The following is a 15,371-nucleotide window of genomic DNA, read 5'->3' on the forward strand; positions in this document are numbered from 1 at the left end:
GATAGTGAACCAGTACCGTGAGGGAAAGGTGAAAAGCACCCCGGAAGGGGAGTGAAATAGATCCTGAAACCGTATGCCTACAAGTAGTCAGAGCCCGTTAATGGGTGATGGCGTGCCTTTTGTAGAATGAACCGGCGAGTTACGATAGCGCGCGAGGTTAAGCTGATGAGGCGGAGCCGTAGCGAAAGCGAGTCTGAATAGGGCGCCATAGTGCGTTGTCGTAGACCCGAAACCAGGTGATCTACCCATGTCCAGGATGAAGGTCAGGTAACACTGACTGGAGGTCCGAACCCACGCACGTTGAAAAGTGCGGGGATGAGGTGTGGGTAGCGGTGAAATGCCAATCGAACCTGGAGATAGCTGGTTCTCCCCGAAATAGCTTTAGGGCTAGCCTCGAGGTTGAGAGTTCCGGAGGTAGAGCACTGATTGGACTAGGGGCCCCCACAGGGTTACCGAATTCAGTTAAACTCCGAATGCCGGCAACTTATACTCGGGAGTCAGACTGCGAGTGATAAGATCCGTAGTCAAGAGGGAAACAGCCCAGACCGCCAGCTAAGGTCCCAAAGTGTATGTTAAGTGGAAAAGGATGTGGCGCTGCCTAGACAGCTAGGATGTTGGCTTAGAAGCAGCCACCATTCAAAGAGTGCGTAATAGCTCACTAGTCGAGTGGCGCCGCGCCGAAAATGTAACGGGGCTAAACATACCACCGAAGCTGCGGATTCCGTAAGGAATGGTAGGGGAGCGTTCCAAACCGCTGTGAAGCTGTACCGTAAGGAGCAGTGGAGCGTTTGGAAGTGAGAATGCCGGTGTGAGTAGCGAAAAGAGGGGTGAGAATCCCCTCCGTCGAAAGCCCAAGGTTTCCTGAGGAAGGCTCGTCCGCTCAGGGTTAGTCTGGACCTAAGCCGAGGCCGAAAGGCGTAGGCGATGGATAACAGGTTGATATTCCTGTACCACCGATCCACCGTTTGAACAATGGGGGGACGCAGGAGGATAGTGACGCATGCGGATGGAAGTGCATGTGTAAGTTTCGAGACCGTCTGATTGGCAAATCCGTCAGGCACCAAAGTCGAGGAACGATGCGGAGTCCCGTAGGGACGAAGGTCACGATTTCACACTGCCAAGAAAAGCCTCTAGTGAGGTGGAAGGTGCCAGTACCGTAAACCGACACAGGTAGGCGGGATGAGAATTCTAAGACGCGCGGGATAACTCTCGTTAAGGAACTCGGCAAAATGGTCCCGTAACTTCGGGAGAAGGGACGCTCTACATGAGTAGAGCCGCAGTGAATAGGCCCAAACGACTGTTTAGCAAAAACACAGGTCTCTGCTAAATCGCAAGATGACGTATAGGGGCTGACGCCTGCCCGGTGCTGGAAGGTTAAGGGGATGGGTTAGCGCAAGCGAAGCTTTGAACCGAAGCCCCAGTAAACGGCGGCCGTAACTATAACGGTCCTAAGGTAGCGAAATTCCTTGTCGGGTAAGTTCCGACCCGCACGAAAGGCGTAACGATTTGGGCACTGTCTCAACGAGAGACCCGGTGAAATCATAGTACCTGTGAAGATGCAGGTTACCCGCGACAGGACGGAAAGACCCCATGGAGCTTTACTACAGCCTGATATTGAGGCTTTGTGCATGATGTACAGGATAGGCGGGAGACGTCGAGACCGGAGCGCCAGCTTCGGAGGAGTCACCCTTGGGATACCGCCCTTCATGCATAGAGTCTCTAACTCGCAGCCGTCATCCGGCTGGAGGACCGTGTCAGGCGGGTAGTTTGACTGGGGCGGTCGCCTCCTAAACAGTAACGGAGGCGCCCAAAGGTTCCCTCAGAATGGTTGGAAATCATTCGTAGAGCGCAAAGGCAGAAGGGAGCTTGACTGCGAGACCTACAAGTCGAGCAGGGACGAAAGTCGGGCTTAGTGATCCGGTGGTTCCGCATGGAAGGGCCATCGCTCAACGGATAAAAGCTACCCTGGGGATAACAGGCTGATCTCCCCCAAGAGTCCACATCGACGGGGAGGTTTGGCACCTCGATGTCGGCTCATCGCATCCTGGGGCTGGAGTAGGTCCCAAGGGTTGGGCTGTTCGCCCATTAAAGCGGTACGCGAGCTGGGTTCAGAACGTCGTGAGACAGTTCGGTCCCTATCCGTCGTGGGCGCAGGAAATTTGAGGAGAGCTGTCCTTAGTACGAGAGGACCGGGATGGACGCACCGCTGGTGTACCAGTTGTTCCGCCAGGAGCATCGCTGGGTAGCTACGTGCGGACGGGATAAATGCTGAAAGCATCTAAGCATGAAGCCCCCTCCAAGATGAGATTTCCCTTTGAGTAATCAAGAAAGACCCCTCAGAGACGATGAGGTAGATAGGTCACGGGTGGAAGCATGGCGACATGCGGAGCTGAGTGATACTAATCGGTCGAGGCCTTGTTCTAGCAGATGATCTTGTTGATGACTTCAGTTTTGAGGGCGCGAGCCCGTCGTCTGGTGACGATAGCCAAGTGGTCACACCCGTTCCCATGCCGAACACGGAAGTTAAGCACTTGAACGCCGAAAGTAGTTGGGGGCTTCCCCCTGTGAGGATAGGACGTTGCCAGGCAAGTGAAGGACCGATCTGCATTTTGCAGGTCGGTCTTTTTGTAGTTTGGATTAAGAAAGGACTGTAAAATATGGAAGGTCGTATGCCAATTATTGAAGCACTTGGTGCTCATGTAGAGAGAAAAGCTACTTCCTGGCATGTTCCGGGGCATAAGAATGGAACATTAGTTGAGGGATTACCTTCTTTTTTTGAATGGGATAAAACGGAGTTGCGTGGTCTGGATGATTTTCATCATCCGGAAGAAGCCATTTATGAAGCCAAGCTTTTATTGCGCCGAATTTATGGGGCATCAGATAGTCATTTTTTGATCAACGGATCGACGGTCGGGAATTGGGCGATGTTGGCTGCTGTCTCACAAAGGGGAGACCGGATATATGTTCAGCGTAATTCACATAAATCGGTCTTTAATGCGATGGAATGGTTGGGCTTATCACCAATTTTACTCGAACCAGAAAGGGATCCGGTAACGGGTATCAGTGGGAATGTTTCACGTGAAACATTAAAGGAGTCCTTAACTGTTTTTCCTGGAGGTACAGCCGTATTTTTAACATCACCGACTTATTATGGTGAAACTGCTCGAATCGAAGAGTTGGTTCGGATCACAAAATCATCCAATATACCGTTACTGATTGATGAAGCCCATGGCGCTCATTTCGGTGAAGCGTTTGGTGTCCGTTCGGCATTTGAACTTGGTGCAACCGCCGTGGTTCAATCAGCACATAAGACATTACCTGCTCTGACAATGGGGGCGTGGATTCATGAACGATTTACGGAGGATGAACGAAGACGATTGATGCGGGCCCTTCAGGCATTTCAAACATCTAGTCCGTCTTATCTGTTGATGGCTTCACTGGACTTTGCCCGTGATTATCGCGAACGTTGGACGGTTTCATACATGAAATCTGTTCGGACTAGTCATGAATTCCTTCATCAGCAAATTAATCAATGGACAGGTATGGCGGCATTTACGTTTGATGATTGGTCGCGGATGGTGCTTTCCTGTGAACCGTATTCCGGAAGTCAGTTGTTGGAGGCACTAGCAGATCAAGGACTTGATGCTGAATTTGCTCTTGGAGCACACGTCGTGTGCATTTTACCGTTACGAATCATCGAACCATTTGAACGGGATGCCTGGATCCATCAGATACAATTAACCGTCGAGTTCCTGAAAGCAGAAGGAATTCCAGATAAAAGGTATATGGAACAACCGATTATGGGTAAAATAAAGGTATCGTCCCTGAGTTATCCACTTGATCAATTGGAATACGCCCAGGCAGTCGAGCAGACTTTTGAAAAAGCAGTCGGATTGGTTTCACTTGAAACCATCATCCCCTATCCACCTGGTATACCTTTACTATTGCGGGGAGAACGGATTATAGCAGAACATATTAAAATGATTGAATACTATACAAACACATCGATTCATCTGCAAGGCGGTGAGTTTCTCCAACAGGGGAAATTGCGTGTGATACAGGAAGGAATTATAGAATGACAGGAACATTTATTACGGTCGAAGGACCAGATGGTGCCGGGAAAACGACCCAGTTGCAGTTACTTGCAGATCGTTTAACGGCTGAAGGATATGATATCGTGATGACACGTGAGCCCGGTGGTACACGAATCGGAAATGAGATTCGATCACTGATCTTAAATCCCGACTTTCAAGAGATGGATGAGATGACGGAAATTCTCCTGTATGCGGCGTCTCGGGCACAACATGTCAATGAACTGATTCGCCCCGCTCTTGCTGCCGGAAAAGTCGTTTTATGCGATCGATTCATCGATGCATCGATTGCGTATCAAGGATATGGACTCGGATATTCGATTGAACAGGTTCGTTCCATTAATCAACAGGCCACCAACCATCTCACACCGGATCGCACGTATCTGTTCAACTTGTCAGTCGCAGATTCAAAGCAACGGATGATGGACCGTGGGACACTGGATCGAATCGAACAACGTGATGACGCATTCCGCCAACGGGTGTATGGAGGGTTCCTGACGTTAGCGGAACAGGAACCAGAACGAATTCAGCTGGTTGATGCAACTCAATCGATTGAAGCATTACAAACGACATTATGTCAGGATGCTCTGGCGTATTTAAAAAAAAGGGAGAGATTATCATGAAAATGGTCATTACGATTGTTCAAGATAAAGATAGCCTACGTTTAGCAGAAGCATTGGTCGAACACGATTTTCGGGCAACGAAACTTGCGACGACAGGCGGTTTTCTCAAAGAAGGAAATACGACGTTCATGATTGGTGTCCAAAGCGAACGATTGGATGATTTAATGCGTTTGATTAAAAAGAATTGTTCAAGCCGGGAACAAATGGTCTCACCTATTTCACCGATGGGCGGTCATGCCGATTCATACATCCCATACCCAGTCGAAGTACAGGTAGGCGGGGCGACAGTATTCGTCTTACCAATCGAAGGGTTTTATCAATTCTAATGCAGACATTTCATGAACTAGAACAAACTCAATCGGTCATCGCGACGATTTTGCGTAACTCGTTACAGACGAATCGTATTAACCACGCTTATATCTTTACGGGGGACTATGAGCCGCTTCTTTTAGAGGCGGCTCAGTTGTTCGCCAAGAGCCTGTTTTGTGAACGGCGGAATCAAATTGAACCATGTCAAACTTGCCGGAGTTGCCGCCGTATGGACAGCGGCAACCTGGTCGACTACTATCAAATCGAACCGGACGGAGCCACCATTAAGAAAGAACAGATTCAGCAGTTGATGCATGATCTATCGTTACGGGGTCTTGAAGGCGACCGGCAAATCTATGTCGTGACACAGTCGCATAAAATGACACCCCAGGCAGCCAACAGTCTGTTGAAGTTCTTTGAAGAGCCGGGTGCCGGAAAAGTAGCGATTTTAATTACGAATCAGCCGCAGTTATTGTTGCCGACGATTCGTTCACGGGGGCAATTATTAAGTTTTCGTCCGGCAGATCGTTTGTTAATCGGACAAGTCTTATCCGAAAAAACGGGACGGGATAACGAATTAACGCAACTGGCTGCCCGGGTCTATCCGAAAATAGAGGATGCGGAACAGGCATTAGTCGAAGACTGGTTTGTAAATGCGCGAGTGTCAGTGGTACAATTGATGGAGGAATTAGCGAATCGTCCGGCGGATTTACCGTTGTTTGTCCAGGAAAAATGGATGAGTCAATTTAAAAATCGGCAAGATGCACGAATTGGTCTGGAACTCGTGACCTGTTTCTTTGAAGATGTTCTTCATCTCAAATTGAATCCGTCATGGGAAACGATCACATATGCAAACAGCCGGCCATTACTGGAACAAATGGGTGGAAAAAGTCAGACGACGATCACGCGGTGGTTGCAGGCAGTACTCGCAGCCGTTAAGCGGATCGAAGCAAATGTTAATCCTCAATTAACAGTTGAGCGTCTCATGTTTGACTTACAGAAGGGGTAGAGCGATATGCTAGAAGTAGTAGGCGTTCGCTTTAAAGAAGCGGGCAAAATTTATTATTTTGCACCTGGACAAGAGTCATTATCACGAGGACAGTCCGTCATCGTTGAAACAGTACGGGGCATTGAATATGGCGAAGTGGTCATTGCCGATAAACAAATGGACGAAGAAGATGTGGTCTTGCCACTAAAATCCATTCTTCGGGTCGCAGATGATAAAGATGCGATGATCGTCCGTGAAAATAAAATGGCAGCGCTTGATGCGCATGCTGTTTGTGTGGAAAAAATTCGTGAGCACAAACTCGATATGAAATTAGTCGATGTCGAATATACATTTGATCGCAATAAAGTCATTTTCTACTTCACGGCAGAAGGTCGTGTCGATTTCCGGGAACTCGTCAAAGATTTGGCAGCTGTTTTCCGGACACGCATTGAGTTACGACAAATCGGTGTTCGTGATGAAGCGAAGTTACTCGGGGGAATCGGTCCGTGTGGTCGTGTTCTTTGTTGCTCTTCGTTTTTAGGTGAATTTGAACCGGTCTCAATCAAGATGGCGAAAGATCAAAATCTGTCCTTGAATCCGACGAAGATTTCTGGTGTCTGCGGTCGTTTGATGTGTTGTTTAAAATATGAAAATGACACATACGAAGAAATGCGACGGGATTTACCGGATTACGGAAAACGATTGACTGTTCCGGAAGGTGAAGGACGCGTGGTGGGTCTGAACATTCTCGATCAAATCGTCCAAATTGAGTTGAAAGACCGTTCGCGGGTTCTGACATACTCGATGGAGGAACTACTGTCTGTCGGTGCCGTAAAACAAAAACGACCAAAAGAATGACGGGGTGCATACGCGTGGAGAGAGTCGATAAAAAAGAAATCATTACGCGTGTTGATGCGATCGAGCAACAGATTCACTTGCTGACTGAGCATCTGAGCGTTTTGAAAGATCAGCTTGCTTACATGATGGAGGAGAATCAACATCTGTATCTTGAGAATCATCACCTCCGTGAGAAGGTAGAGCGCGATGAGCAACAACCGATTACAGAAGAAGCGCAGGCGGAAGCCGGTACAGGTGCTGGCTATGATAATCTAGGACGACTATATCAAGAAGGATTCCATATTTGTAACCTGCATTATGGTCAAGTCCGTAAAGACGGAGATTGTCTGTTCTGCTTGTCCATGTTAACGAAACATTGAGAGGCTGACTTCCTAGGAGTCAGTCTTTTTTTCAGAAAGGAAGAACGATATGCCTGAACTATTATCAGATGAGCGACTGGATCATCTGCTTGGAAAAGAAGGACGAATCATTCAAAGCCCCACCGTATTTTCCTACTCCTTGGATGCCGCCTTACTGGCGCAGTTCGCCTGGGTACCGATCCAACAAGGGAAGTTGGTCGATTTATGTGCCGGTAATGGAGCGATTCCATTATTTTTGTCTTATCGGACGAAAGGGATGATCACAGGGCTTGAAATTCAACCCCGTCTTGTCGATATGGCCGAGCGCAGTATTCAACTGAATGAAAAACAGGACCAACTGCAGATGATCGAAGGTGACGTCAAGGAAGCCGGGAAACGACTGGGGTATGGTCTGTATGATGCCGTCACGTGTAATCCCCCTTACTTCCTGGCAAATGAGTCATCGAACCGGAACATAAGTGAACATTATACAATCGCCCGGCATGAAGTATTATGTACACTTGAAGATTGTATCCGGTCAGCGGCAGATCTTTTGAAACAAGGCGGAAAAACAGCATTCGTCCATCGACCGGAGCGTCTTCTCGATATCGTCACCTTGATGCGTCAGTACCGGCTTGAACCGAAGCGGATGCAACTCGTTTACCCAAAAGAAGGAAAAGAAGCCAACATGCTGTTGATTGAAGGGATCAAAGATGCCAAACCGGGTCTGAAAGTATTGCCTCCCTTCATCGTATACGAACCGGACGATACGTACACATTGCAGATGCGGACTCAGTTTGATGTCTGAACATGCCATCTACATCGTCCGTTGCCGGGACGGCAGTCTCTACACAGGATATGCAGTTGATGTCGAAAAGCGGATTGCGACACACAACAATGGACAAGGTGCAAAGTATACCCGGGCCCGGTTGCCGGTCGTACTCGAATATACAGAAACATTTTCGACAAAGTCGGAAGCCTTAAAGCGTGAGTATGCCATTAAACAATTGACACGTCTTAAAAAAGAACGACTTATTCAAGGAGGGAGGTCATCTCATGAAAGCAACCAGTAGTTTTAAAGGACAAACAACCGGTTTGTACATCGTACCGACACCAATCGGTAATCTCGAAGACATGACTTATCGCGCGGTTCGTATCTTACAAGAGTCCGATCTCGTCGCGGCTGAGGATACACGGCAAACGATGAAATTATTTAATCATTTTAAAATCGATACGAAACTCGTCAGCTATCATGAACATAACAAACAGGTCAGCGGGGCACGGCTGTTGGGCGACCTGCATGCGGGAAAACAGGTTGCTCTGGTATCGGATGCCGGGATGCCGGGAATCTCAGATCCGGGCAGTGATTTGATTCGGGAAGCGATTGCCGAGGACATTCCGGTCGTCGTCTTACCGGGAGCTAATGCCGCGTTAACGGCACTCGTCGCCTCAGGTCTTGCGACAGAACGATTTTTATACTATGGTTTTTTACCGCGTAAGAAAAAAGAGCGTCGTGAGGCGCTTGAGACCGTCCGTTATGAAAAAGGCAGCCTCATCTTCTACGAAGCACCGCATCGCCTTAAAGAGATGTTAGGCGCCTTACGGGATGTACTTGGGGATCGTCAACTGACGTTAGCCCGCGAACTGACAAAACGGTATGAAGAGTATATACGGGGTTCTGTGACAGAAGCTCTTGAATGGGCCGGAGAAGAAGTCCGGGGAGAGTTCGTTGTCATCGTCGAAGGTTCGACGGAGGAGCGGCCGGCGGAAGAGGAACAGGAAGCGGATCCGTTGCAACAAATTGAGCGGTATATCGAACAAGGTGAAAAGCCGAATGCTGCCTTAAAACGTGTGGCGAAGGAACGGGGACTCGATCGTCAGGAATTGTATTTGCGTTATCATGAATCCTAAAAAAAGAAGCGACTCCATTTGGAATCGCTTCTTTTTACTTATTCGTTTCCAGCGTAATGACGGTCGAGGAAATCTTTTAACTCAACGAGGACACGTTGTGCGCCATCTGGAGAGAGAATCAATTTACCATCTGCTAATTTGAAGTTATCGTCTGATACTTCGCCTGTTACTTGGCAAGTCATGTTTGGTTTGTATTTTTTAAGGATGATTTGCTCGTTGTCGACATAAATCTCAAGAGCATCCTTCTCTGCAATTTGAAGAGTACGACGAAGTTCGATTGGAATAACGACCCGTCCGAGTTCATCTACTTTACGTACAATACCTGTTGATTTCATTTTGTTGTTCCTCCTCTGATGTCTAGGTTCTCTTTATTTTTGGAAAATCGTCAAAATTCGACATCACTTCTATAGAATGTAGAATACTAAACTTTCCAAAAGTAGTCAACCAATCTGAATAGCTTGAAATCAAAATGTCATTTTTTTCTCAAAAAAGCCACAAATGAAACGATTTACTAATAGATTTTCCCTTTTTAAAGGAAATGAAACTATTTAGTGTGTTTTTTTGGTATTCGATGTCTGATGTCAAAAAATGTTTGGATTCGACAAAAAACGAGTTTCGACACAGACGGCAGAACAGCGTATAATAATGAAATGAAATACAGAACGGAGGAATATCATGGCAAAAACATTTTATATCACTACACCGATTTACTATCCTAGCGCTAAGCTACATATCGGTCACGCCTATACGACAGTCGCAGGGGACGCGATGGCGCGTTACAAACGACTTCAGGGATTTGATGTCCGTTACTTAACCGGAACGGATGAGCACGGACAAAAAATTCAAGAAAAAGCGAAGGAAGCCGGCGTTTCCGAGCAGGAGTTCGTCGATGGTGTCGTTGAACAAATCAAAGTCTTATGGGACCGTCTTGATATTTCCTATGATGATTATATCCGGACGACAGAATCACGTCATAAAGAAGTCGTTGAACGCGTTTTCGAGACATTACTCGAAAAAGGTGATATTTATCTTGGAGAATACGAAGGCTGGTATTCTGTTCCGGATGAGACGTATTATACGGAATCACAGCTCGTCGACGGTAAAAGTCCGGACAGCGGTCATCCGGTCGAACTTGTCCGGGAAGAGTGTTACTTCTTCCGGATCAGTCAATATGCGGATCGTTTAGTAGAGTATTATGAAGCAAATCCATCGTTCATTTTACCGGAATCACGGAAACATGAGATGATTAATAACTTCATCAAACCGGGTTTACAAGATCTTGCTGTTTCCCGGACGACATTCGATTGGGGTGTCAAAGTCCCGTCCAATCCGAAACACGTCGTGTACGTATGGGTTGATGCGTTAACGAACTACATCTCGTCACTTGGATACGGAACAGACGACCAAGGAAACTTTGATAAGTACTGGCCGGCTGATGTCCACCTCGTCGGAAAAGAAATCGTTCGTTTCCACACAATCGTCTGGCCTGCTCTCTTGATGGCACTCGACTTACCACTTCCAAAACAAGTGTTTGCACATGGTTGGTTGTTGATGAAAGACGGCAAGATGTCGAAATCAAAAGGAAATGTCGTTGATCCGGTTCCGATGATTGATCGGTACGGACTCGATGCGTTACGTTATTACCTGCTTCGGGAAGTACCGTTCGGTTCAGACGGGATGTTCACACCGGAAGCATTCGTCGAACGGATGAACTTTGATTTAGCGAATGACCTAGGGAACTTACTCAACCGGACGATTGCGATGATCACGAAGTATTTCGACGGCGTCATTCCGACGTATGCCGGAAACGTGACACCGTTTGACGAAACGTTGTCGACACTGGCCAAAGAAACGGTCGAGAAGGTCGAAGCTTCGATGGAACACATGGAGTTCTCGGTTGCTTTATCGCACATTTGGCAATTGATCAGCCGTGCCAATAAATACATCGATGAGACACAACCGTGGGTACTCGCAAAAGATGAAACGAAAACAAAAGAACTCGCTTCATCGATGGTCCACCTGGTTGGTGCGTTGCGCCACGTCGCAATCATGTTACAACCGTTTATGACACGTTCGCCAAAAGAAATCTTCCGTCAACTCGGTCTTGAAGGACAACCGATGGACTGGGCAGCACTTGAACAGTTCGCAACTGTTGAAGAGGGGACGAAGGTCGGTACGGCAGAACCAATCTTCCCGCGTCGCGATATGAAAGAAGAGGTCGAAGCCATCGTTGAGATGATGAAACAAGCTTCTGCTGCGCGCGTCGAAGAAGAGACGGAAGTCGAAGAGGCAGACACGGATGTTCGTCCGGAAACGACGATTGATGTGTTTGACCAAATCGAGTTACGCGTCGGAGAAGTCGTTACAGCTGAAAAAATCAAAAAAGCAAAAAAATTGCTGAAGCTGACGGTCGACATGGGGAAAGAAACACGACAAATCGTTTCAGGAATCGCTGAATGGTATGAGCCGGAAGATTTAGTCGGTCGGAAAGTCATCGTCGTCGCCAATTTAAAACCGGTCACATTACGGGGAGAATTGTCGCAAGGAATGGTGCTCGCTGCCGAGAAATCAGGTAAACTTGAATTAGCTACCGTACCATCAACGATGGCGAACGGGGCAAGCGTAAAATAATCCAGATGCCTGTGGACTCGATGTCACAGGCATTTTTTTGAAAGAAGGAGTCGAATAGTATGTTGATTGACACACACACACATTTAAACTCGGATCAGTTTGACGGAGATGTCGATGAGACGATTGAGCGGGCACGCGCAAACGGTGTATCTCCGATGATCGTCGTTGGTTTTGATCATAAGACGATTGACCGGGCAATGGAACTCGTTGAACAGTATGATGATCTCTACGCCGTCATCGGATGGCATCCGGTCGATTCGATTGATTTCGACGATGCTGCCTATGAAAAGGTGGAACGTTTAATGGACCATCCGAAAGTCGTTGCCCTTGGAGAAATCGGACTGGATTACCACTGGGATACTTCTCCGAAGGATATTCAGGACGCAGCGTTTCGAAAGCAGATTCGCTTGGCGAAACAAAAAAATAAACCGATCGTCATCCATAACCGGGAGGCGACAGAAGATACGCTCCGCATCTTGGAAGAAGAAAACGCAAAAGAAGTCGGTGGCATTTTACACAGCTATAGCATGAGTGCAGAACTGTTACCACGTTGCCTGGCAATGAATTTCTACATTTCCCTCGGAGGACCGGTGACGTTCAAAAATGCGAAGATGCCTAAACGCGTCGCACAAGAAGTGCCGCTTGACCGGTTATTGGTCGAGACCGACTGTCCGTATCTGACACCAACGCCATATCGCGGAAAACGAAATGAACCGGCGTATGTCCGATTCGTTGCGGAAGAAATCGCACAGTTGCGCGGGATGATGTACGCTGATGTCGAACAGGCGACGACTGAGAACGCGAAACGCGTCTTCCGCCTTCCATGATTCGATCGATTACGTATATGACAATCGGCTGTACCCTATTGTTGGTTGCGAGCCTGCTTTATGTAATGATGGACCATCCGCGTGATGTCACGATCATGGTGGATGGTCGACAAACAAAAGTCGAGACGCTTGAGACATCCGTTTTCGGTGTCTTGCAGGAAGCCGGTATTTCAGTTCGACCACAAGATGTCATCGAACCGGCACTGAGTGCTGATCTTCCGAAAAACGATTTGATCGTCATTCAACCGGCCAAAGAAATTACACTAATCATGGGGTATGGTGAAGCGCGGACGATCCGGACGCAAGCCCGCCGCGTCGACGATCTGTTAAAAGAACAGGGAATCAGTCAAATGTTAGAGACAGATGACGTGTATCCTTCAAAAGAAGCCGTTTTGACAAGCGGAATGACCGTCCGGTACCGGGAGGCATTCCCGGTCGAGCTGATTGTCGAAGGAAAAGCCCGCGAAGTCTATACGTACCAAACGACGGTGCGGGAACTGCTGTCGATGCAGGGGGTTAAGCTCCAGACGGAAGATAAGGTCATGCCTGGTCTAGAGACAGTCGTCGCAAAGGATATGCTGGTCACGGTCAATACGACGCGTCGTGCCGTGCTGACGGAACAACAGCTGTTACCATTTGAAGTCGAGACCATCGAAGACGACACGTTGCCGGCGGGTGAACAGTTGGTTACGAAATCCGGCCGGCCGGGCATCCGGACACAAAAATATCAATTGACCCTCGCGGACGGTTTAAGCAAGGAAAAGAAACTGATTGCTAATGAAGTTACGAGTGAACCGGTCAAACAAGTCGTCAAGGTCGGAACAAAACCGGTCGAACCGGTTGAGGCCGTGACGACACCGACACCAACACCGGCGTTTGATACGGAAAAAGCGACGGTACCGTTAGCAGAAGTGCCTAAAGCGGCAGCCGATTTGGATTTTAGCAAAGCGAAAACGCTGATGGTCGAAGCAACAGCTTATACGAATAATCCCGCTTCCAATGGCAGCCAGCTGTATGACGGACGGGCTTTGACAGCAACCGGCTATGATGTAACGGATACGATCACGTATCAAGGACTGCCGATTATCGCCGTTGATCCGAAAGTCATTCCGCTCGGAACCAAGGTGTACGTCGAAGGGGTCGGACTGGCGATCGCCCTCGACACAGGCGGTGCCATCAAAGGCAATAAAATCGATGTACTCGTTGAAGGGGAGTCGACCGCCAAACAGTTTGGCCGGAAGACGATCCAAGTCTGGGTCATCCCGAACGATACGACGGAAGCGGGTACTTGACGCTTCCTTGTTTTTTTTGCGGAAACAGGTACAATTACGGAAGTGTTTGAAAAAGGTGGAGAAGATATGATGCGGAAACGCTTAAAAGAAGTCATCGTCGTTGAAGGACGCGATGATACGACACGCTTACAGGAAGTATTCGATGTCGATACAATTGAAACAAACGGTTCGGCCGTCAACGAACAGACATTACAACGCATTGCCAAAGCGCTTGAACGCCGTGGTGTCATCGTGTTTACCGATCCCGACTTCCCGGGTGACCGGATTCGGGCACGGATCAATGAACGGGTACCGGGATGTAAACAAGCCTACCTGCCACGGGCAGACGCAAAAGATAAACGCGGGAAAATCGGTGTCGAACATGCATCACCGGAAGCAATCGAACGGGCACTTGGTGCGGTATATGAGACAGAAGAGCAGCATGATGCCGAAGTGACACGGGATATGATTCTCGCCGCCGATCTGATCGGGGGACCGGCAGCCTCGAAACGTCGGAAACGGTTGGGACAAGTGCTTGCCATTGGTGAACCGAATGCCAAACAACTCGTCAAACGTGTCGCGTCGATCCGAATCACGAAACAGGAATGGGAAGACGCTTTGAAACAGATAGAGGAGGAACAGGATTGAAAGACATCGCTACATTGCACCGGACGAAGGAAATCTTGGCCAAACACGGATTTTCATTTAAAAAGTCCTTGGGACAAAACTTTTTAATCGATTTAAATGTACTCGGAAACATCGTCGGTGCCGCTAATCTGACACCGGAAAGCGGTGTGCTTGAGATTGGTCCCGGTATCGGCTCATTAACGGAACAATCAGCAAAACAGGCGAAAAAAGTTGTGGCGCTCGAAATCGATCAACGGCTCTTACCGATTCTTGAAGACTCACTTGCTCCGTACCCCCACGTGAAAGTCATTCATGGGGATGCACTGGAACTGGATCTTGAAACGATCGTTGACGAAGAATTCACGCAACAAGGGATTACGGATCTCGCCGTCGTGGCGAACCTTCCTTACTACGTGACAACACCAATCATTATGCGTATTTTAGAAGCCCGTACTCCGTTCCGGACACTCATCATGATGATTCAAAAAGAAGTGGCGGAACGAATCGGGGCAAAACCGGGAACGAAGGCGTACGGTTCATTGTCGATCGCCATTCAGTATTATGCGGAGGCAGAAGTCTGTTTCACGGTACCGAAACACGTCTTCATTCCGGCACCGAACGTCGATTCAGCGGTCATCCGTTTAAATATTCGCAAGGAGCCGGCAGTCAAGACGCTGGATGAGAAACTCTTCTTCGAAGTGACACGTGCCAGTTTCGCTCAACGCCGGAAAACGATTTTGAATAACTTATCCAGCCATTTCGGTAAAGCGGAAAAAGAGGCGGTCGAAGCGGCCTTACATGAAGCGGGTATTGATCCACGCCGCCGTGGCGAGACGCTCAGCCTGCAGGAATTTGCACAGCTGGCCGATGCACTTTTGCCGATTAAAAAACGTTGAC

At 48.2% G+C, this 15,371-nt stretch carries 15 protein-coding genes and 2 rRNA genes (1 of these 17 running past the window's edge); 16 read left to right on the forward strand and 1 reads right to left on the reverse strand.

Annotated elements, in window-relative coordinates:
* The 11 genes from HNY42_RS01505 to rsmI all read left to right on the forward strand — a co-directional run.
* Positions 1 to 2,423: ribosomal RNA gene (locus HNY42_RS01505) — 23S ribosomal RNA — on the forward strand (it extends 492 nt beyond the left edge of the window).
* Between the two features lie 48 nt (positions 2,424 to 2,471).
* Positions 2,472 to 2,587, forward strand: a 5S ribosomal RNA gene (rrf, locus tag HNY42_RS01510).
* Positions 2,588 to 2,669: 82 nt separating this feature from the next.
* The gene (locus HNY42_RS01515) at positions 2,670 to 4,079 is read left to right on the forward strand and encodes an aminotransferase class I/II-fold pyridoxal phosphate-dependent enzyme (protein WP_188004968.1); all 1,410 of its coding nucleotides are present in this window, start codon (positions 2,670 to 2,672) and stop codon (positions 4,077 to 4,079) included.
* Positions 4,076 to 4,714: a dTMP kinase gene (gene tmk / locus HNY42_RS01520; protein ID WP_131973700.1), complete on the forward strand. Its 639-nt coding sequence runs from the start codon at positions 4,076 to 4,078 to the stop codon at positions 4,712 to 4,714. Before HNY42_RS01515 ends, tmk begins: the two co-directional genes overlap by 4 nt.
* Positions 4,711 to 5,040, forward strand: a complete 330-nt coding sequence (locus HNY42_RS01525) for a cyclic-di-AMP receptor (RefSeq protein ID WP_114597425.1) — start codon at positions 4,711 to 4,713, stop codon at positions 5,038 to 5,040. Before tmk ends, HNY42_RS01525 begins: the two co-directional genes overlap by 4 nt.
* Positions 5,040 to 6,032, forward strand: coding sequence for a DNA polymerase III subunit delta' (locus HNY42_RS01530; RefSeq protein WP_131504499.1), 993 nt, complete (start codon positions 5,040 to 5,042; stop codon positions 6,030 to 6,032). The genes HNY42_RS01525 and HNY42_RS01530 overlap by 1 nt, the downstream gene beginning before the upstream one ends.
* A gap of 6 nt (positions 6,033 to 6,038) precedes the next feature.
* The gene (locus HNY42_RS01535) at positions 6,039 to 6,869 is read left to right on the forward strand and encodes a PSP1 domain-containing protein (RefSeq protein ID WP_131504498.1); all 831 of its coding nucleotides are present in this window, start codon (positions 6,039 to 6,041) and stop codon (positions 6,867 to 6,869) included.
* On the forward strand, positions 6,866 to 7,228 hold the full coding sequence (yabA, locus tag HNY42_RS01540) for a DNA replication initiation control protein YabA (RefSeq protein ID WP_026827008.1): 363 nt from the start codon (positions 6,866 to 6,868) through the stop codon (positions 7,226 to 7,228). The genes HNY42_RS01535 and yabA overlap by 4 nt, the downstream gene beginning before the upstream one ends.
* A gap of 49 nt (positions 7,229 to 7,277) precedes the next feature.
* Positions 7,278 to 8,015, forward strand: a complete 738-nt coding sequence (locus HNY42_RS01545) for a tRNA1(Val) (adenine(37)-N6)-methyltransferase (protein ID WP_131973699.1) — start codon at positions 7,278 to 7,280, stop codon at positions 8,013 to 8,015.
* A complete protein-coding gene (locus HNY42_RS01550) occupies positions 8,008 to 8,280 on the forward strand; it encodes a GIY-YIG nuclease family protein (protein WP_131504496.1) in 273 nt (90 codons plus the stop codon). Before HNY42_RS01545 ends, HNY42_RS01550 begins: the two co-directional genes overlap by 8 nt.
* A complete protein-coding gene (gene rsmI / locus HNY42_RS01555) occupies positions 8,264 to 9,118 on the forward strand; it encodes a 16S rRNA (cytidine(1402)-2'-O)-methyltransferase (protein WP_131504495.1) in 855 nt (284 codons plus the stop codon). The genes HNY42_RS01550 and rsmI overlap by 17 nt, the downstream gene beginning before the upstream one ends.
* Before the next feature lie 38 nt (positions 9,119 to 9,156).
* On the opposite strand, the gene HNY42_RS01560 is transcribed toward rsmI, so the two are convergent.
* Positions 9,157 to 9,453, reverse strand: coding sequence for a transition state genes transcriptional regulator AbrB (locus HNY42_RS01560; RefSeq protein WP_014969089.1), 297 nt, complete (start codon positions 9,451 to 9,453; stop codon positions 9,157 to 9,159).
* A gap of 340 nt (positions 9,454 to 9,793) precedes the next feature.
* On the opposite strand from HNY42_RS01560, the gene metG reads away from it, so the two are divergent.
* The 5 genes from metG to rsmA all read left to right on the forward strand — a co-directional run bounded on the left by metG (position 9,794) and on the right by rsmA (position 15,370).
* Positions 9,794 to 11,749, forward strand: a complete 1,956-nt coding sequence (gene metG / locus HNY42_RS01565; RefSeq protein ID WP_188004969.1) for a methionine--tRNA ligase — start codon at positions 9,794 to 9,796, stop codon at positions 11,747 to 11,749.
* Positions 11,750 to 11,808: 59 nt separating this feature from the next.
* Positions 11,809 to 12,576 carry a TatD family hydrolase gene (locus tag HNY42_RS01570; protein ID WP_131504493.1) on the forward strand — a complete coding sequence of 256 codons (768 nt, stop codon included), beginning with the start codon at positions 11,809 to 11,811 and terminating at the stop codon, positions 12,574 to 12,576.
* Complete coding sequence (locus HNY42_RS16335) at positions 12,573 to 13,868, forward strand: 3D domain-containing protein (protein WP_131973695.1); 1,296 nt, start codon at positions 12,573 to 12,575, stop codon at positions 13,866 to 13,868. The genes HNY42_RS01570 and HNY42_RS16335 overlap by 4 nt, the downstream gene beginning before the upstream one ends.
* Before the next feature lie 66 nt (positions 13,869 to 13,934).
* Positions 13,935 to 14,495 carry a ribonuclease M5 gene (gene rnmV, locus HNY42_RS01580; RefSeq protein WP_081776591.1) on the forward strand — a complete coding sequence of 187 codons (561 nt, stop codon included), beginning with the start codon at positions 13,935 to 13,937 and terminating at the stop codon, positions 14,493 to 14,495.
* Positions 14,492 to 15,370 (forward strand): 16S rRNA (adenine(1518)-N(6)/adenine(1519)-N(6))-dimethyltransferase RsmA, encoded by an 879-nt coding sequence (gene rsmA / locus HNY42_RS01585; protein ID WP_026827000.1) that lies wholly within the window; start codon positions 14,492 to 14,494, stop codon positions 15,368 to 15,370. Before rnmV ends, rsmA begins: the two co-directional genes overlap by 4 nt.
* The last annotated feature ends 1 nt before the right edge of the window (position 15,371 follow it).

Source organism: Exiguobacterium sp. Helios (genome assembly GCF_014524545.1).
Taxonomy (GTDB): Bacteria; Bacillota; Bacilli; order Exiguobacteriales; family Exiguobacteriaceae; genus Exiguobacterium_A.